A 16,363-nucleotide genomic window follows, 5' to 3' on the forward strand; every position below is an offset into this window, starting at 1 on the left:
CGCTCCTCAGGGTACGACCGCCGCCGCGTCGGCGCCACCGCCGGCACCACCGCCGGCGCCGCCGGCCGCGCGGCACATGGGCACGAAGCGGATCCCGTTCCGCTCGACCACCTCGCCGGGCGCCTCCGCCACGAAGCCCAGGCGCTCGTAGGCATCCACCGCGCCCGGCGTGCTGTTGACGGTCAGCGCGGGCCACGCCTCCGGCGCCCCGAAGGCGTGCCCCAGCAGCGCGCGGCCCACGCCCGCGCGCTGGCAGCGCGGGTCGACGAACAGCATCGACACGTGCGTGCCGTCGCGCACCTCCAGCACGCCCACCAGCGCGCCGTCGTCCTCCTCCGCGACGGTGACCGCGTGGTTCGCGGCGCGGGCGCGCATCGCCTCGGGCGAGGCGTACCGCGCGTAGCTCGCGCGGCCTTCGGGCGACTCGTGCGGCGCGATGGCCGCGTCGTACACGCGCTGCGCCAGCGCGGCCGCCGCGTCCGTCTCCTCGGCGCGCATCGCGCGGCAGCGCGGCACGCGGGCCTGCGCCGTCAGGCGGTGGCGTGCACGCGCGTGGGCAGCGCGCGCAGCTCCTCCAGCAGCGCGTAGCCGGTCGGCCACATCCCGAGCCCGCTGGCGCTGTTGACGTGCCCGCACGGCGGGAGCTCGACGTAGCGGCTGCCCCACGCGTCGGCGTAGGCGCGCGCCGTCGCCGGCGTCACGTACTCGTCGTCCGGGCTCGCGACGACGATGCTGGGGAAGGGGAGCGGCCGCATCGGCATCGGCGCGAAGCCGGTGGGGCCCGCGGGGTAGCGCGGGCCCTCGGGATCCGACGGCGCCACCAGCAGCGCGCCGCGCACGCGCGCCCGCTGGGCGGGCGCGGCGTCGCGCGCCCAGTGCGCCACCATGGCGCAGGCCGCGCTGTGGGCCACGAGCGTCACCGGTCCGCCGTGGGGCGTCGCATGGGCGCCGATCGCGGCGTCGAGCGTCGCCACCCAGTCCCCGCAGCGCGGCGTCTCCCAGTCGGCCTGCACGACGCGGTGGCAGCTCGGATCCACGCGCTCCCAGTGGCTCTGCCAGTGCTCGGGGCCCGAGTCGTAGAGGCCCGGCAGGATCAGCGTGGTGATCACGGCGCGCGGTGTGGAGCGGAGGGACGGACGGCCAGCGAGGGGGGAGCGAGGCGCGTCCAACCTACGCCGGCGGCGGCGGCGGCGACAGCGGGGCGACGTGCAGCTGGCAGTACACCTCCTCGAAGTGCGGGTCGCCCGGGTTGTAGTCGGCGCGCGCGCCGTCGAAGCGCTCGGGGAGCAGCGACAGCGAGTCCAGCTCCTCCACGAGGAACATGCGCCAGCCGCCGTCCGGATCGGTGCGGCTCCAGCCCGGGCGCATCCAGGCGCTGAGCGCGTCGTGGCCGGCCGTGTTGCGGCCGTACAGGTGCGGCTCGACGACGCGCACCGCGCCCCGGTAGCCGAACATCAGCAGGGCGCGCTCGGCGATCGCGTGGCAGATGCGCAGGTCCATGGTCAGCCTCCGATGGCGCGGTAGGCGTCGAGCGCCGCGCGCTGGGCGTCGGTCCAGGGGCGCGGGCGCTGCGCCGCGTAGTCGAACGACACCACCACCGAGCGCACCTCGGCCGCCACCGCGTCGTCCGCGCGGATCGCGTGCAGGATGGTGACGCTCGTCTGGCCGATGCGCTCGACCCACGTGTCCACGACCACCGTCTGGCCGAACGTCACCTGCCGCCGGAAGTCGATGGCGAGGTGCGCGAGGATCAGCGACTGCACCGCGCCCCCCAGCGCGCCCAGGAACTCCAGGCGCGCCGTCTCGGCGTAGAGGACGAAGCTGCCGTTGTTGACGTGGCCCAGCGCATCGGTGTCGGCGAAGCGCATCTGCACCGCGGTGCGGTGCACGCGCGGCGTCGTGTCGCGAGGAGCGGTCACGCGTCGTCGCGCGCGTAGCGGCTCTCGACGGCGGGCATCTCCTCGCCCTCGGGCGTCACGTTGTACATCAGGATGCGGAAGGTCGCGGCGTCGGGCGTCTCGATCGCGATGCGCCAGCTCCAGGGCGGCCCCTCGGGCGCGGGATAGCTGCCGCGCACGCTCAGCGCGCCCGATGCGTCGACCTCGCCCACGCACGTCAGCGGATGCTCGTGCTGGTGCCACGAGTCGACCCACGACGCGTGCGCCACCTCGCGCTTCGTCTCGTGGCCGATGAAGAGCAGGCCGTTGCACGGCTTCCCCTCGTGCGACCACGTGTAGGCGACGGTCACGAAGTTGCCGCGGCCGATGGGCGTCACCACCGCCGTCGTGTCGGAGTCGTGCTCGGCGGGCGTCGTCCAGGGCGTGAACAGCCGGCTCGTGCCGCGCCAGCGGCCGGCGAGGGAGGCGAGCGGCGTCGCGGCGGTCGGGGTGCTCATGGGACGGGATGGGTGGGAGGTTGAGTCGCGGCGCGCGTCAGTCGGTGACGCCCGCGCGGCGGTACGCGGCCAGGGCGTCGTCGCTGAAGCAGGCGAAGTGCACGAGCGCGAGCCCGCCCGCCTCCGGCGCGAAGGCGCGCACGGTGGCGACGGCCACGCGCGTCGCCGCCTCCAGCGGGTAGCCGTAGACGCCGGTGCTGATGGCGGGGAAGGCGACGCTCGCGCAGCCGTGGTCGCGCGCGAGCACGAGCGACGCCCGGTACGCCCCGGCCAGCAGCTCGGCCTCGCCGGCATCACCGCCCTGCCACACGGGACCGACCGCGTGGATCACGTGGCGCGCCTTCAGCCCGAAGCCGGGCGTGATGCGCGCCTCGCCGGTGGGGCAGCCGCCGATCGCCGCACCCGCGCGCGCGAGCTCGGGACCGGCCGCGCGGTGGATGGCGCCGTCCACGCCGCCGCCGGGGATGAGGGCCGAATTGGCCGCGTTGACGATCGCGTCGACGTCGAGCGTCGTGATGTCGACGCGGCTCGCGCGCAGTCGCAGCGCGCCGCTCATGCGGCGCCCGCGCCCGCGTTCGCGCCCGCGTTCGCGCCCGCGGGCCACAGCCACGCCGCGCCGCGCACGCCGCTGGAGTCGCCGTGCCGGTTGCGCACGACGCGCGTCAGCACGGTGTCCGAGAACACGTACGTCGGGAGTCGCGCCGTCACCGCGTCCGCGAGCCCCGCGAGGTTGGACATGCCGCCGCCCAGCACGACGACGTCGGGATCGACGACGTCGATGACGGTGGCGAGGCTGCGCGCGAGGCGGTCGTGGTAGCGCGCGAGCGTCGCCACGGCCGCAGGCTCGCCGTCGGCGGCGGCGCGCTCGATCTCGCGGCTGGTGAGCGCCTGGCCCGTGTGCCGCTCGTGGTCCTTCATGAACGCGGGCCCCGACAGGAACGCCTCGATGCACCCGTGCTTGCCGCAGTAGCAGGGCGGGCCGGGCGTCTCGTCGGGCGCGGGCCACGGCAGCGGGTTGTGGCCCCACTCGCCGGCGATGAGGTTCGGGCCCACCAGGCAGCGGCCGTGCACGACGATCCCGCCGCCCACGCCGGTGCCGAGGATGACGCCGAAGACGACGTCCGCGCCCGCGGCGGCGCCGTCGGCGGCCTCGGAGATCGCGAAGCAGTTGGCGTCGTTCATCAGCCGCACCTCGCGGCCGAGCCGCGCCTCGAGGTCGCTGCGGAACGGCTGGCCGTTGAGGCAGACGGAGTTCGCGTTCTTCACGCGCCCCGTCGCGGGCACGACGGTGCCCGGGATGCCGATGCCGACGCGGCCGCGCGCTCCCGCCTCGCGCTCGACGTCGGCGACGATGCCGGCCAGCGCGTCGAGCGTGGCGGCGTAGTCGCGCGGTGTGGGCACGCGCCGCCGGACGGTGATCGCGCCCGCGTCCGACAGCGCGATCGCCTCGATCTTGGTGCCGCCCAGGTCGATGCCGATGCGCATGCGCCAACCTGTCACGCGCGCCCCCTCAGCGGAAGTCGTGGCCGCGCGCATGCTCGGCCCCCACGGGCGCCTCCAGCCGGCGGAAGCGGTCGGCGCGCACGTTGACGACGGCGTGCGGCGCCGTGCCCTCGACCTGCAGCCGCCCGCGGATCAGCAGCAGCGGCGACGTCGAGATGAGCAGCGCCTCGCGCTCGAAGCGCTTCGGGTTGATGACGACGTTGATCGTCCCCGTCTCGTCCTCGAGCGTGAGGAAGACGAAGCCCTTGGCGGTGCCCGGCCGCTGCCGGCAGATGACGAGCCCCGCGACCGCCACCAGCTCGCCGTCGCGCCCGTCCTGCACGGCCGCGCGCGCGGTGCGCACGCCGTTGGGCGCGAGCAGCTCGCGCAGGTGCGCCATCGGGTGGCCCACGAGCGAGACGCCGGTGACGCGGTAGTCGGCCTCGGTCAGCTCGTAGGGCGTCATCGCGGGCACGGCCGCCGGCACGTCGAGCGTGCGCGCGCGCGGCGCCAGCGGGCCGGCGTCGCCGCGCTCCGCCTCCAGCAGCCGCCACACGGCCGCGCGCCGCCGCCGCAGCTGCGGCTCGTCGGGCACGAACGCGTCGAGCGCGCCCGCCTCCGCGAGCACGCGCAGCGCGCGCCGGTCGAGCCCCGCGCGGGCGACGAGATCGTCGATGGACCTGAACGCGCCGTTGGCGACCGCCGCTTCCAGTCGGGCGCGCGCCCGGCTTCCCAGTCCGCGCACGAGTCGTAGCCCCAGGCGGACTGCGGGCGCCGCGCCGCGGTCGGATTCGAACGTCGAGTCGAACGCCGACCGCGTGACGTCCACCGGCAGCACCCGCACCCCATGCCGCTTCGCGTCCTCGATCAGCGTCCCCGGCGCGTAGAAACCCATCGGCTGCGCGTTCAGCAGCGCGCACAGGAACTCCGGCGCGTAGTGGTGCTTCATGTACGCCGACGCGTAGACCAGCAGCGCGAAGCTGGCGGCGTGGCTCTCGGGGAAGCCGTAGTCGGCGAAGGCATGGATCTGGTTGTAGATCCTTCGCGCGGTCTCCTCCGGGATCCCGTTGCGCGCCATCCCCGCGACCAGCTTCTCGCAGATCTCCGCCATCTTCTCGTGGCTGCGCTTGTGCCCCATCGCGCGGCGCAGCGCGTCGGCCTCGCCGGGCGTGAAGCCCGCGGCCGCGATCGCGACCTGCATCCCCTGCTCCTGGAAGAGCGGCACGCCCATCGTGCGCTCCAGCACCGGCCGCAGCGACTCGTGCGGGAACGTCACGTCCTCCAGCCCGGCGCGGCGGCGCAGGTACGGATGCACCATGTCGCCCTGGATCGGTCCCGGGCGGATGAGCGCCACCTCCACCACGAGGTCGTAGAAGCAGCGCGGCTGCAGGCGCGGCAGCGTGTTCATCTGCGCGCGGCTCTCGATCTGGAACACGCCGATCGTGTCGGCGCGGCACATCATCTCGTAGACGTCGGGGTCGTCCGTCGGGAGCTGCGCGAGGTCGAGCGCCAGGCCGCGCGTGCCGCGCAGGTACAGCAGGCAGTCCTGCAGCACCGTCAGCATGCCGAGGCCGAGCAGGTCGATCTTCACCAGCCGCACGGGATCGAGGTCGTCCTTCTCCCACTGGATGACGGTGCGCCCCGGCATCGACGCCGGCTCCACCGGCACGACGGTCGCCAGCGGCTCGGCCGTCAGCACGAAGCCGCCGACGTGGATGGAGCGGTGGCGCGGCAGCTGATGCAGCCCGTCGACGACGTCGGCGAGCACGCGCACGCGCGGGTCGCGCGCGTCGAGCCCCGCGCGCGCGAGCACGCCGTTCTCCGGCGCGGGCGCGGTCGGCAGCACCGCGGTCGTGGGGTTGCGGCGCTCCTCGGGCGTGGGCGCGGCATGGGGATCCTGCCACGGAGCGCCGGTGGCCGCCTGGGCACGCGCATCATGGAAGCGGCGCAGCGCCTCGTCGTGCGCGGGCGTGCCGCGGACGTCGGCGCGCGTGGGGTCGTACGGCAGCTCGACGCGCGGTGCGTCCAGCGGCGCCGCCACGACGCGCCGTGCCGCGTCCTTCACGGCGCGCGCCCGCGTGGTGGCCTCGGTGCCGCGCACCATGCCGTCGCCGAGCGTGCGCGCGACGGATGCCGCGGGCAGCCCCGCGCGCAGCGCGTCCGCCGTCGCCCGCGCGGAGAAGCGATCGCTGAACGCGCTCAGCGCGTCGCCCTGCGCGGTCGAGAAGCCGAGCGCGCGCGCCGCGTCGCGCACCGCGCTGCGGCCGCGCCACGTGATCTGCTCGCACACCATCGCCGCGTGCGCGCGCCCGTACTTCGCGTACACGTACTGGATCACGCGCTCGCGCTCGCGGTGCGCGAAGTCGAGGTCGATGTCGGGCGCCTCCTGCCGGTCCTCGCTCAGGAAGCGCTCGAACAGGAGGTTCATCGCCACGGGATCCACCGCGGTGATGCCCAGGCAGTAGCACACCGCGCTGTTGGCCGCGGAGCCGCGCCCCTGGCAGAGGATCCCCTCGCGGCGCGCGAAGCGCACGATATCGTAGACGATCAGGAAGTAGCCCGCGAGCCCCAGCCGCCGGATCACCGCCAGCTCGTGCGCCAGCTGCCGGTCGTGCGCGGCGGTGCGCCGCGTGCCCGTGCCCTCGCCCCACCGGTCGCGCGCGTGGGTCTCCACCAGCTCGGCCAGGTACGTGTCGGCGTCGACGCCCGGCGGCAGCGGGAACGCCGGCAGCGTGGGCCGCAGCTGCTCCAGGCGGAACGTGCACCGCTCGGCGATCGCCACGCTCTCGCGCACGCCCTCGGGCGCGTGGCGCCAGCGGCGCGCGACGGCGGCCGGGCCCTTGAGGTACCACTCGCCGTTCGGCGGCAGGCGCGTGCCCATCGCGTCCAGCGGGCGCCCGTGGCGCAGCGCGCACAGCACGTCGTGCGCGACGCGCGCGCCGGGATCGGCGTAGCGCACGTCGTTCGCCACCACCCACGGCGCGCCGACCGCGCGCGCGAGCACGACGAGATCGGCCGTGAGCGCGCGCTCCTCGGCCAGCCCGTGGTCCCAGCACTCCACCGCCACGCGCCCGTCGAACGCGTCGCGCAGGCGGCCGAGCGCGCGGCGCGCGTCGTCGCTGCGACCGTGCGCGAGCAGCGCGGGGACGCGGCCGCGTGGCCCGCCGGTGAGCGCGTACACGCCGCCCGCGTGCGCGGCCAGCTCCGCGAACGACACGCACGGCCGCCCGCGCGGCCGCTCCATGCGCGCGCGCGTGACGAGGGTCGAGACGTTGGCGTAGCCGGCGCGCGACTCCGCGAGCAGGACGAGCGGCGCGGCGTCGGCGCCGTCGTCGTCCCACGCGACGTCGATCTCCGCGCCCACGATCCCCGCCAGCCCCGCCTCGCGCGTCGCCTCCGCGAATCGCACCACGCCGCCCAGGTCGTGCCGGTCGGTGAGCGCGAGCCCCGGCAGCCCGACCGCCAGCGCGCGCGCCACCAGCATCTCGGGAAGCGATGCGCCGTCGAGCAACGAGAACGCCGAGCGGCAGTGCAACTCGTAGAAGCTTGATGAAGCGGAAGACCGAGCGGCGGAGGACGGAAGGGCGGAGGACGATGAAGCGTGAGACGAGAGGGCGGATGCTTCGCGCTGGGAGCTCACGCGCCGTTCCGCCGTCTCGTATCGCGCCCTTCCGTTCTCCGCTGCATCGTCCTCCGCCGTATCGTCCTCCGCCGTATCGCGCTCAATCGTACCAGCCCTGCACCCACCACCCGCCCCGCGCGCGGTCGCGGTAGGCGAGCAGCAGCCCCGCCGCGGTCGTGCAGCGCCAGTAGTCGCGGCGGTACGGGTCGGCCCACCACTCGCCCGACAGGCGCTCCGGGCCGTCCGCGCGCGTGACGGCGAGCGCGCGCCCGCGCCAGTGCACGGTCGTCGGCGCGCCCACCGCGTCGGGCGCCACGTCCGCCGACTCGGCCGGCTCCAGCAGGCGCAGCGCGGCCGGGACGTGCGTCGACTGCGCATGCACGTCGCGCGGTGCATCGGATGCGTCGCTCGGTGCATCGCTCGGCGCGTCCACGCCCTCCACCGGCAGCCACTGGCCCGCGCGCTCGGGGCGGTGATGGTCGCGCGCGACGGCGCGCACGACGACGTTGGGCCCCAGCTCCGCGCGGATGCGCGCGAACGCGGCCTCCACCGCGGCCGGATCGTGCCACGCCGGCGAGAGCAGGTCGCCCTGGTCGCTGCCGAGTCGGCCCGTCGCGGGCACGCTCACCGTCACGCCGCACACCGGCGCGGGCAGCGTCGCGCGCTCCAGCAGCGCGCGGCACCGCTCGAACAGCGGCGCCACGCGCGCCAGCGGCCGCGCCAGCCGCACCTCGCGCGTGAGCGTGTGCGTGGCGCCGACGTCCAGGTGCAGCGTCAGCGCGACCGTCGCCGCGCCCAGCGCGTCGCGCGCCAGGTCCGCGACCAGCCGGTCGAGCGCCGCGCGCACGAGGAACAGCACCGGCTCCAGCGTCGCCGACGGCGCCGCCAGCTCGGTGCTCACGCTGCGCCGCGCCTCCACGCGCACGAGCCCCGGCCGGCGCCGGTCCTCGCCGCGCGCCAGCCGCCATGCGCTCAGCCCCGCGGGACCCCAGCGCGCCTCCACGTCGCCGCCGTCGAGCGCGGCCAGCCCGCCGGCCGTGCGCACGCCCAGCGCGGCCAGCCCCGCGCGCACCTCGACGTCCATCTGCACCAGCGCGAGCGGCACGGTCGCGAGGTACGCCGCGCATCCGCCGCGCGGCACCACGACGCAGCCGCGCGGCGGCGGCAGCGGCGCGGCCTCCACCGGCGGCGGGGTGGGGGCAGGGGGGAGATACCGCGCATACGCCTCCGCATACGGATCGGGCACCGGCTCGGCCGGCCCGTAGTCCCACGTCGCCGCGCGCGCCGCGACGCACGAGTCGGCGACGCCCACGCGCGCGCCCGGATGCCACGCGCCCGCGAGGCGGTGCAGCGCGCGCGCGAGCCCGCGCTCCCCGCCGACGCCGTCCACGCCGCCCGCGCCGATCCACCACATGCCGGGCGCGCCGGCGACCGGCGTCACCTGCGGGCTGGCGATCAGCAGCAGCGCGCTCACCGCGTCGGTCGCGCGGCGCACCGCGTCCTCGTCCCATGGCCACACCACCAGCGCGGCGCAGCGCGCGCGCGCCGCGGCGACGGTCATGCCCGCGCGCACGCCGAGCCGGCCGGCGCCCGCCGACACGACCCGCAGCCGGCGCGCCGGCCCCGCGTCTCCCTCCGCGATCGCGATGGGCTGCGCGTCCCAGTGCTCCTCGGCCCCCGTGTCAGCGGCGGCCGAGCGCGGGCTCGGCGCAGCGGCGCCCCCGGCGGACCGGGTCGGCGACGCGGCCGGCGTGGTCGCGGGAGACGCCGTCGGCGGCAGCGGGAGCGCCAGCGCCAGCTGCATGGCCATCGGCGGGCCGTCCGTCGGCGCTCCCGACGACGCGCCCTGCCGCGCGCGCCACAGGGCGCCGATCGGGAACCTCGGGATGCGCACACAGGCAACGCGCCACACCGACCGCACAGCTCACCTCCACGTTGCGATGCGTCCCACCCTTCTCCACCGTGATCACCGCGCGCTGCACCACGCTCCACGTCCCGCCACTCTCGGGGCGCCACCGCCGTGCGGGCGGCCGCTCCCCCGCGCCCGGCGCGGCGTTGGCCGCGCGCGCGCGCAGCCGCAGCGCCCCCGCGAGGTCGCTGGCGCGCGACCCCGTGCCCACCAGCACGAGCGCCGCGTCGGCGTCGCGCGCCAGCTGCAGGAGCCGCATCGCCACGGCGCGCGACAGCACCGGCGCGCCGTCCACCACCACCAGCCCGAAGCCGCCGCTGCGCAGCAGCACGTCGGCGCACCACGCGGCGCGCGCGGCGTCGGGGGGGCGCACGACCCACAGCCGCTCGGTGTCCGCCCAGTCGCGCGGCGCGAGCGTACAGGTGGCGTCGACGTAGGCCACCCACGCGCTCGCGGCGAGCGCCTGCCCGACCAGCCGCCGCGCGAGCGTCGTGACGCCGCTGCCGGCCGCGCCCAGCAGCTCGGTGAGGCGGCCGCGCGGCACGCCCCCGGTGAGCTGCAGCGCGGCGTCGAGCGCGCCGACGCCGGTGCGGAAGCCCTGCGTCGGCGCCGTGTCGCCGTCGACGACGTCGGCGATGCGGCGCCGCAGGGCGTCGAGCACGTCGGAGGTCGGGGTGGCATCGGGCGCATGGACGGGCGCATGGACGGCGAGCGCATGGGCGACGCTCATGCGATCCGAACAGAAGCCGAAAGTCGGCGGCGCGCGACGGCGCGAACGGAGACCGTCATGCGCTCAGCGCCCGAACAGCGACAGCTGCGCGCGGTCCGCCACCGGCGGCAGGTCCGGCTCGGCCACCCGCCCGACGGCGATGGTGTGGCTGGCGATGAACGGGCGCCCGTCGCGGAACGCCAGGTAGAGCTGCGCACGCGGGTCGTCCACCGACTCGGCGCGGGGCGAAGCGGGGTACGCGGGATGCGACGGATCGGGCAGCGTCATCGGCGTCTCTCCGGGCTCGAGTATGGGCGTCCTATTTACCGAACAAAAGCCGAAGATGCAAGCCGGGTTCCGCCGCGACGTCGTGTGTGATGTAAACAGATGATGCGCGACAGGTGATGGACGGAAGGCGCGCGTGACCGACGTGAGCGCGACGACGCGTGCGCGAGCGCGTGTGCGTCGGCACGACACGACGCGCGGGTCCACGACTTGAACCTTGTCCGCGACCACCGGAGCGTTAACGTTGCGCGCGGCGCGTCCGACCGCGCTTCCACCCCTCCGCACCACCGATGAGCGCCCGCGAACGACTGTCCGACATCGCCATCCAGCGCGAGCTGGGCCGACTGCCCGGCTGGAGCCGTCGCGGCGACGTGCTCACGAAGACCTACCAGTTCCCGGCGTTCCTCGCGGGCATCGCGTTCGTGAACCGCGTCGCGCAGGCCGCCGAGGCCGCGGATCACCACCCGGACCTCGACATCCGCTACACGAAGATCGTGTGCACGCTCAGCACGCACAGCGCGGGCGGCATCACGCAGCTGGACCTGGACCTCGCGGGCGAGATCGAGCGGCTGGCGAACTGACGGCTGCGGGCTGCGGACTGCGGGTCCTGCATCCTGCAACTGGGAACGGCAGCAAGGATGAAAATCTGAGAAGATCGGATAAGAGCGGATGGCTCCGCGTGAGTGCGAGGAACCTCGCCGCCACGCGGAGCCATCCGTCGTTATCGGACCTTATCCGATCTTCATCCTTGCAAATGCCGTTCGCCGTTCAAAGATCCGCAGCCCGCAGTCCGCAGCCTCAGGGGGTTCTCCCGTACGCCCCCACCTCGCGATGCGTGCGCCGCCACACGTCGTCGAGCGCGCCGTCGCGCAGCATCTTCGCGATCCACACCATCTGCCCGACGTGCGTCGACATGTGGATCGTCACGTTCAGCACGTCCTCCAGCACCGTCGGGTAGAACGCCGGGTCCGACGACCGCTCGGCCAGCCGCGCGGGCGTGAGGTCGGCGAGCACCGCGTCGGCTTCCGCGATCGCGGCGTCGAACTCCTCCAGCAGCGCGGCGCGCGGGATCGGCGGCGCGTCGAACTCGGCCTCGCGGTCGCGCACGTAGCCCGAGCGGCCGATCCCGTGGCCCACGATCGCGCGGATGTTGCCCGCGAGGTGCCGCACGAGGATCCCGACCGAGTTGCTGTGCGCGTTCGGCCGCCACCAGAGCTGCGCGTCGTCCAGCGCCTCGACGGCGGCGTGGATCTGCCGCGGGAACGCACGCGCGATGCGCAGGCGGCAGTGCACCAGCGCGGCCAGCGCGGGGTCCGCCGGCACGGCGGACGGGATCGACGGCACGACGGGATCCGACATGCACAGCCCTCCGAAGACGGGAATCGCGACCCACCCTCGGAGATACGGCGGCCGCGCGCGCGGCGTTGCGCGCTGGAGCGTCTAGAGCCGGCCCAGCGTCACCGAGCCGTTCACCGTCTTCAGCGACACGCGCTGCCCGCCCGCGCCCAGCGTCCCGCGCAGCGACCGGCGGTTGCCCTCCTGCAGCGCGATCGGGAAGTCGCTCTTCGCGCGGCCGTTCACCGTCTGCAGCGAGACGTCGGCGTCGACGCTCGCCGGCAGCAGCGCGGTCACCGAGCCGTTCACCGTCGCCAGCTCCACCGACGCGCCCGGCGGCAGCCCGTCCACGCGCGCGCGCACGCTGCCGTTCGTCGTGCGCCCCGAGACGCGGCCGGCCGACGTGCCGATCGTCACGCTGCCGTTGGTCGTGCGCGCGATGACCTCCGACGTCGCGTCGGCGACGATGACGCCTCCATTGGTGGTGCGCGCATCCACGCGCACGCCGGCCGGCACCGCGACCAGGTAGTCGATGCTGACGCTCGAGTGCCGCCGGAACAGCCGCTGGAACCAGCCGCCGCCGCTGCGATGCATCGTGTTCTGGTAGCGCTCCGCGGTGCACGCGCCGCTCCCCCAGATCGCGCACGCCGTCACGCCCTCCTCGTCCGGCGTCGCCACCAGCCGCACCTCCTGCGGCCGGCGACCGCGGAAGCGCCGCGACGCGGTGATCACGACCTCGCGGCCCGGCGCGCGCGCCACGCGCACCGAGCCGTTGAGATCGCGGATGCGCACCCAGCCGCCCTGCGGCACGGTGCCCGACCAGCGGAACGCCTGCTCGGTGCGGGGCTCCCCATCCTCGGAGTGACGGCAGCCGGCGAGCGGGACGAAGGCCAGCACGGCGAGGGCGAGCGCGGAGCGCGAGCGGATCATGGCAGTGGACCGGTGAGGGGAAACGCGGTACGGCGTCCCTACGCTGCGCCCCGGTTCGGCGTTTCGGAACCGCAGGCGGACTGCGGATCCCTCTCGGCTCAGCGGTCGCTCGCGCGTCGGAGCTCCACGCTGCCGTTGACCGTGCGCATCGACACGCGGCGCGACCCGTCGCCGACCCGCGCGCGCAGCCGCTTGGGATCGATGCGGCCCGAGATCGTCACCGGGAACTCGGTGCTCACGCGCCCGTTCACCGTCGACATCTCGACCTCGGCGCCGAGCGAGGCGGGCATCTCGACCGTCACGGAGCCGTTCGTGGTGCGGAAGTCCAGGTCGCGCGCGTCGCCGACGCTGCGCATGCTGGCGAAGATGCTGCCGTTCGTCGTCCGCGCGTCCACCGGCCCGCCGAGCGTCTCCGCGCGCACGCCGCCGTTGGTGGTGCGGGCGACGACTTCCGCCGTCGCGCCGCGCACCTCGAGGCTGCCGTTCACGGTGCGCACGTCCACGCGCACGCCGCTCGGCACGCGCACCACGAAGTCCACCGCCACCCAGCCGTCGTCGCGGTCGCCCCAGCGGCTGTCGCGCTCGCGCGAGTAGCCGTCCTCGTCGCAGCTGCCGCTCTCGCTCCAGATCGCGCACACGACCATGCTCTGGCCGTCGCCCGCCTTCTCGGCCGTGAAGCGCACGCGCTTCGGGTCGGCGTCGCGGCCCCAGCGGCGCTCGGCCACCACCTCGACGCGGTCGCCGCCGCGCTCGACGCGGATCGGGCCGTTGAGGTTGCGGACGTAGATCCAGCGGCCGGCAGGGATGCTGCCCGTCCACGTGAAGGCGTTGGGCTCACTCCGCTCGTCGCGCTGGGCGGCGGCGGTGCGGGGCAGCGCGACGAGTCCTGCGAGCGGGAGGAGCAGCGCGGCGCCGGCGAGCAGGCGGACGACGGGCGAGACGACGTGCGAGACGACGGGCGAGAGGCGGGAGGCGGTCACGAGAGGCATCTCCGGAGGATCGCGAGAGGTCGGGTCAGCGCCGCGAGCCGGCGCGGGCGATGTCGATGCTGCCGCTGAAGGTCTCGGCCACGATCGTGGCGCCGCCGTTGCCGAGGGTGAACTCCATGCGCCGGTCACGGCCGCGCGTCGGGCGCCCCTGGTCGTCGCGGGTCGTGCCGCCCATCGTCAGCGGGAACTCCGTGTCGATCGAGCCGCTGAAGGTGCGCAGCGAGAGCCGCGCGCCGACGTCCGACGGGAGCGCGAGGTGGATCTCGCCGGAGTGCGACGAGAGCTCGTAGCGGCCGTCGCGCGCGATCGAGCCATCGTACGTGAGCTCCCCGCTCACGGATTCCATGCGGAGGCGCGAGGTGCGCGCGCGGCGGACCTCGACCTCGCCGCTGACGGACTGCGCGTCGATGTCGCCGACGATCTGGTCGAGCATGACCTCGCCGCTGACCGAGTTGGCGCGCACGTCGCCCTCGAGGTTGGTGCCGCGCACCGACCCGCTGACGCTGCTGAGGGCGATGCGCCGCGCGGCGTCCGAGGCCTCGACCTCGCCGCTGACGGTGCCGGCCTCCAGCTCCCCGCGCACGCCGGTCACGCGGACGTTGCCGGACACCGTCTGCGCGGAGACGCGCGTGCCGATGGGGACCACGACCTCCATCCGCTGGTCGCCACTGCGGCCGCGGTAGTTGCCCGACGGCACCCAGACGCGCACACGCCCGTCCTGGTGCTCGAAGCGCAGCGGGAGGCGCTCGCTGTAGGCGCGCACCTGCACGTCGTTGCGGCCCCACGCCGTCACCGTGACGTTGCCGTTGATGAGCCCCAGGTCGACCACCGCGTCGCGTCCCACGCCCACCGTGGTGTCGATGCGCGTCGGGGTCTGCGTGTAGGTGCCGCGCTCGTCGTCGCGGTCGCGGCGGTCGCGCTCGCGCTCCTTGGCGCGCTCCTTCTCACGCTCCGCGCGCTCCTTCTCTCGCTCCTTCGCGCGCTCGGCGCGCTCCCGCTCGCGCTCGCGATCCCGCTCGGCGCGCTCGCGCTCACGCTCGCGCTCACGCTCGCTGGAGGTCTGCTGGGCGGCCGCAGTGGCCGGCGGCGCCACGCTGCCGACGACGGCGGCCAGCAGCGCGAGATGGAAGAGACGGACGGGGGAGCGCATGGCAGGGCGCGTGACAGGGCGTGCGGAAGCGTCGGAAGAAGGGCGGCGCGGCGCGCGCGCCCGCAGATGTGCGAGGGAGAGCGGGTCCATCTCAGGGTCCTTCTCAGGTGCGCGGCATGAGGGCCACCGTCCGCAGCAGCTCGACCTTGCGGTCCAGCGCCTTGGTCAGCGCGCGGCCGGCGAGCGGGCTGCCGGGATCGCTCGCCAGCGCCTCGCGGCTCTGGCGGATGGCCTCGTCGATGATGCGGAGGTTGCGCTCGAGCACCGCGACGGTGCCCGAGTCCAGGTCGGCGCGCCGCTCGCGCACGGCCGTGCGGAGCGTCGCGATCGCGCGGTCGTAGTCCCGCACGCCGGGCACCGAGGCCTCGGCCGACGGGGTGGCACGCCGCGCGGCCAGCCGCGCGGTGCCGCCGGCCGCCGGGGCCGGCGCGGGCGTGGCGCTGTCCGGCCGCGGCTCCGGAGCCGCGGGCAGCGTCGCCACGGAGGTCCCGGCCGGAGCGACCGGCGCGGGCGTCGGCGCCGCGGTGTCGCGGGCCGTCGTGTCGGGCGTGGCCGCCGCCACCGCGCGCAGGGCGTCGGGGCCGCGCGTCGCCAGGTAGGTCACGCCGGAGGTCACGGTCACGAGCGCCGCCGCGGCCGCCGCCATCCATCGCCGCGTGACGGCGACCGTCGCACGGGCGGCCGGCTCCGCGCGACGGGTCGTCGACCGCACCTGGAGCGGCACCACCGGCGCCTCGATGCGCTCGGCGATGCCGGCCCACAGGTCGCGCTCGGGGCGCAGCACGGGGAGCGCGGCCGCGCCGGCCGTGATGGCGCGCAGGTCGGCCACGAGGGCGCGGCAGCGTCCGCACTCGGCGAGGTGGGCCTCGACGGCCGCGCGATCGGCGGCCGGGAGGTCGCCCTCGAGGTAGTCCATCAGCCGCTCGTCCACCACCGCGCAGGCGGGGGGCAGGGCGTCGGCGGGTCGGGTCGGGGTACGGATGTCGGTCATCGCTGCAGGGCCTCGCGCAGGAGGAGACGCGCCCGGTGGAGCTGCGCCTTGCTGCCGCCGCTGGTGATCCCGAGCTGCTCGGCGATCTCCTCGTGCCGGTACCCCTCCACGTCGTGGAGGAGGAAGACTCGGCGCGCGCCGGGCGGCAGGCCGGCGATCGCCTTCTCGAGGTCCATCCGGTCCCCCGGCGCGAGCGGCCGGGCGGGGAGGGTCTCGACGGCTTCCGCGTCGTCGATGGTCCGGCGGTCCCGCCGGCCGTCGCTGTCGCGGCGATTGAGCACGAGGTTCACGGTCATGCGGTGGATCCAGGTCCCGAACGAGCTCTCGCCGCGGAACAGCGACAGCTTCTCCCACGCCCGGACGAACACGTCCTGCGTGAGCTCCTCGGCCAGCGCACGGTCGGCGACCATGCGCACGCACAGGGCGTAGACACGGTCGACGTGCGCCCGGTAGAGCCGCTCGAACGCGCGCCGGTCGCCCGCCGCGGCCAGCGCGGCATCGGAAGGCTCGACCGGCTCGGGGTCGACGCGCGTGGGAGTGAAGTCCTGGATGGCCACCGTCATGAA

At 75.5% G+C, this 16,363-nt stretch carries 18 protein-coding genes; 1 reads left to right on the forward strand and 17 read right to left on the reverse strand.

What is annotated here, in order from left to right; all coding sequences use genetic code 11:
• Positions 1 to 6 precede the first annotated feature (6 nt).
• The 11 genes from rosag_RS03590 to rosag_RS03640 form a co-directional block, all read right to left on the reverse strand.
• Positions 7 to 516: a GNAT family N-acetyltransferase gene (locus rosag_RS03590; RefSeq protein ID WP_284348663.1), complete on the reverse strand. Its 510-nt coding sequence runs from the start codon at positions 514 to 516 to the stop codon at positions 7 to 9.
• 14 nt (positions 517 to 530) lie between these two features.
• Entirely contained in the window at positions 531 to 1,109 is a 579-nt protein-coding gene (locus tag rosag_RS03595) for an RBBP9/YdeN family alpha/beta hydrolase (protein WP_284348664.1), read from the reverse strand.
• Between the two features lie 61 nt (positions 1,110 to 1,170).
• Positions 1,171 to 1,500 carry a hypothetical protein gene (locus rosag_RS03600; RefSeq protein WP_284348665.1) on the reverse strand — a complete coding sequence of 110 codons (330 nt, stop codon included), beginning with the start codon at positions 1,498 to 1,500 and terminating at the stop codon, positions 1,171 to 1,173.
• A gap of 2 nt (positions 1,501 to 1,502) precedes the next feature.
• Positions 1,503 to 1,919 carry an acyl-CoA thioesterase gene (locus tag rosag_RS03605; protein WP_284348666.1) on the reverse strand — a complete coding sequence of 139 codons (417 nt, stop codon included), beginning with the start codon at positions 1,917 to 1,919 and terminating at the stop codon, positions 1,503 to 1,505.
• Positions 1,916 to 2,395 (reverse strand): DUF1579 family protein, encoded by a 480-nt coding sequence (locus rosag_RS03610; RefSeq protein ID WP_284348667.1) that lies wholly within the window; start codon positions 2,393 to 2,395, stop codon positions 1,916 to 1,918. Before rosag_RS03610 ends, rosag_RS03605 begins: the two co-directional genes overlap by 4 nt.
• Before the next feature lie 37 nt (positions 2,396 to 2,432).
• Positions 2,433 to 2,951 carry an O-acetyl-ADP-ribose deacetylase gene (locus tag rosag_RS03615; RefSeq protein WP_284348668.1) on the reverse strand — a complete coding sequence of 173 codons (519 nt, stop codon included), beginning with the start codon at positions 2,949 to 2,951 and terminating at the stop codon, positions 2,433 to 2,435.
• Positions 2,948 to 3,880, reverse strand: a complete 933-nt coding sequence (locus rosag_RS03620) for an ROK family protein (protein ID WP_284348669.1) — start codon at positions 3,878 to 3,880, stop codon at positions 2,948 to 2,950. Before rosag_RS03620 ends, rosag_RS03615 begins: the two co-directional genes overlap by 4 nt.
• A gap of 25 nt (positions 3,881 to 3,905) precedes the next feature.
• Positions 3,906 to 7,517 (reverse strand): DNA polymerase III subunit alpha, encoded by a 3,612-nt coding sequence (locus rosag_RS03625; RefSeq protein WP_284348670.1) that lies wholly within the window; start codon positions 7,515 to 7,517, stop codon positions 3,906 to 3,908.
• Positions 7,518 to 7,599: 82 nt separating this feature from the next.
• The gene (locus rosag_RS03630) at positions 7,600 to 9,297 is read right to left on the reverse strand and encodes a Y-family DNA polymerase (protein ID WP_284348862.1); all 1,698 of its coding nucleotides are present in this window, start codon (positions 9,295 to 9,297) and stop codon (positions 7,600 to 7,602) included.
• Positions 9,182 to 10,138 (reverse strand): P-loop NTPase family protein, encoded by a 957-nt coding sequence (locus tag rosag_RS03635; RefSeq protein ID WP_284348671.1) that lies wholly within the window; start codon positions 10,136 to 10,138, stop codon positions 9,182 to 9,184. The genes rosag_RS03630 and rosag_RS03635 overlap by 116 nt, the downstream gene beginning before the upstream one ends.
• Before the next feature lie 63 nt (positions 10,139 to 10,201).
• Positions 10,202 to 10,405, reverse strand: a complete 204-nt coding sequence (locus rosag_RS03640; RefSeq protein ID WP_284348672.1) for a hypothetical protein — start codon at positions 10,403 to 10,405, stop codon at positions 10,202 to 10,204.
• 287 nt (positions 10,406 to 10,692) lie between these two features.
• Between rosag_RS03640 and rosag_RS03645 the strand changes: the two genes are divergently transcribed.
• Positions 10,693 to 10,983, forward strand: a complete 291-nt coding sequence (locus rosag_RS03645) for a 4a-hydroxytetrahydrobiopterin dehydratase (protein ID WP_284348673.1) — start codon at positions 10,693 to 10,695, stop codon at positions 10,981 to 10,983.
• Positions 10,984 to 11,200: 217 nt separating this feature from the next.
• Here rosag_RS03645 and rosag_RS03650 read toward each other — a convergent pair whose 3' ends face one another.
• The 6 genes from rosag_RS03650 to rosag_RS03675 form a co-directional block, all read right to left on the reverse strand.
• Entirely contained in the window at positions 11,201 to 11,761 is a 561-nt protein-coding gene (locus tag rosag_RS03650; RefSeq protein ID WP_284348674.1) for a DUF1572 family protein, read from the reverse strand.
• A gap of 81 nt (positions 11,762 to 11,842) precedes the next feature.
• Complete coding sequence (locus tag rosag_RS03655) at positions 11,843 to 12,667, reverse strand: DUF4097 family beta strand repeat-containing protein (RefSeq protein WP_284348675.1); 825 nt, start codon at positions 12,665 to 12,667, stop codon at positions 11,843 to 11,845.
• 98 nt (positions 12,668 to 12,765) lie between these two features.
• On the reverse strand, positions 12,766 to 13,647 hold the full coding sequence (locus tag rosag_RS03660) for a DUF4097 family beta strand repeat-containing protein (protein ID WP_284348676.1): 882 nt from the start codon (positions 13,645 to 13,647) through the stop codon (positions 12,766 to 12,768).
• 34 nt (positions 13,648 to 13,681) lie between these two features.
• Positions 13,682 to 14,806: a DUF4097 family beta strand repeat-containing protein gene (locus tag rosag_RS03665; protein ID WP_284348677.1), complete on the reverse strand. Its 1,125-nt coding sequence runs from the start codon at positions 14,804 to 14,806 to the stop codon at positions 13,682 to 13,684.
• Between the two features lie 103 nt (positions 14,807 to 14,909).
• Positions 14,910 to 15,797, reverse strand: a complete 888-nt coding sequence (locus rosag_RS03670; protein WP_284348678.1) for a zf-HC2 domain-containing protein — start codon at positions 15,795 to 15,797, stop codon at positions 14,910 to 14,912.
• Entirely contained in the window at positions 15,794 to 16,360 is a 567-nt protein-coding gene (locus tag rosag_RS03675) for an RNA polymerase sigma factor (RefSeq protein ID WP_284348679.1), read from the reverse strand. Before rosag_RS03675 ends, rosag_RS03670 begins: the two co-directional genes overlap by 4 nt.
• Positions 16,361 to 16,363 lie beyond the last annotated feature (3 nt).

The sequence above is a fragment of the Roseisolibacter agri genome, assembly GCF_030159095.1.
Classification (GTDB): Bacteria; Gemmatimonadota; Gemmatimonadetes; order Gemmatimonadales; family Gemmatimonadaceae; genus Roseisolibacter; species Roseisolibacter agri.

Excerpts from the sequence above, each read along its gene's own strand:
- rosag_RS03600 (WP_284348665.1), bottom strand. The coding sequence starts at position 1,500 with ATGGACCTGCGCATCTGCCACGCGATCGCCGAGCGCGCCCTGCTGATG.
- rosag_RS03610 (WP_284348667.1), bottom strand. The coding sequence starts at position 2,395 with ATGAGCACCCCGACCGCCGCGACGCCGCTCGCCTCCCTCGCCGGCCGC.
- rosag_RS03615 (WP_284348668.1), bottom strand. The coding sequence starts at position 2,951 with ATGAGCGGCGCGCTGCGACTGCGCGCGAGCCGCGTCGACATCACGACG.
- rosag_RS03620 (WP_284348669.1), bottom strand. The coding sequence starts at position 3,880 with ATGCGCATCGGCATCGACCTGGGCGGCACCAAGATCGAGGCGATCGCG.
- rosag_RS03635 (WP_284348671.1), bottom strand. The coding sequence starts at position 10,138 with ATGAGCGTCGCCCATGCGCTCGCCGTCCATGCGCCCGTCCATGCGCCC.
- rosag_RS03640 (WP_284348672.1), bottom strand. The coding sequence starts at position 10,405 with ATGACGCTGCCCGATCCGTCGCATCCCGCGTACCCCGCTTCGCCCCGC.
- rosag_RS03645 (WP_284348673.1), top strand. The coding sequence starts at position 10,693 with ATGAGCGCCCGCGAACGACTGTCCGACATCGCCATCCAGCGCGAGCTG.
- rosag_RS03650 (WP_284348674.1), bottom strand. The coding sequence starts at position 11,761 with ATGTCGGATCCCGTCGTGCCGTCGATCCCGTCCGCCGTGCCGGCGGAC.
- rosag_RS03655 (WP_284348675.1), bottom strand. The coding sequence starts at position 12,667 with ATGATCCGCTCGCGCTCCGCGCTCGCCCTCGCCGTGCTGGCCTTCGTC.
- rosag_RS03665 (WP_284348677.1), bottom strand. The coding sequence starts at position 14,806 with ATGCGCTCCCCCGTCCGTCTCTTCCATCTCGCGCTGCTGGCCGCCGTC.
- rosag_RS03670 (WP_284348678.1), bottom strand. The coding sequence starts at position 15,797 with ATGACCGACATCCGTACCCCGACCCGACCCGCCGACGCCCTGCCCCCC.
- rosag_RS03675 (WP_284348679.1), bottom strand. The coding sequence starts at position 16,360 with ATGACGGTGGCCATCCAGGACTTCACTCCCACGCGCGTCGACCCCGAG.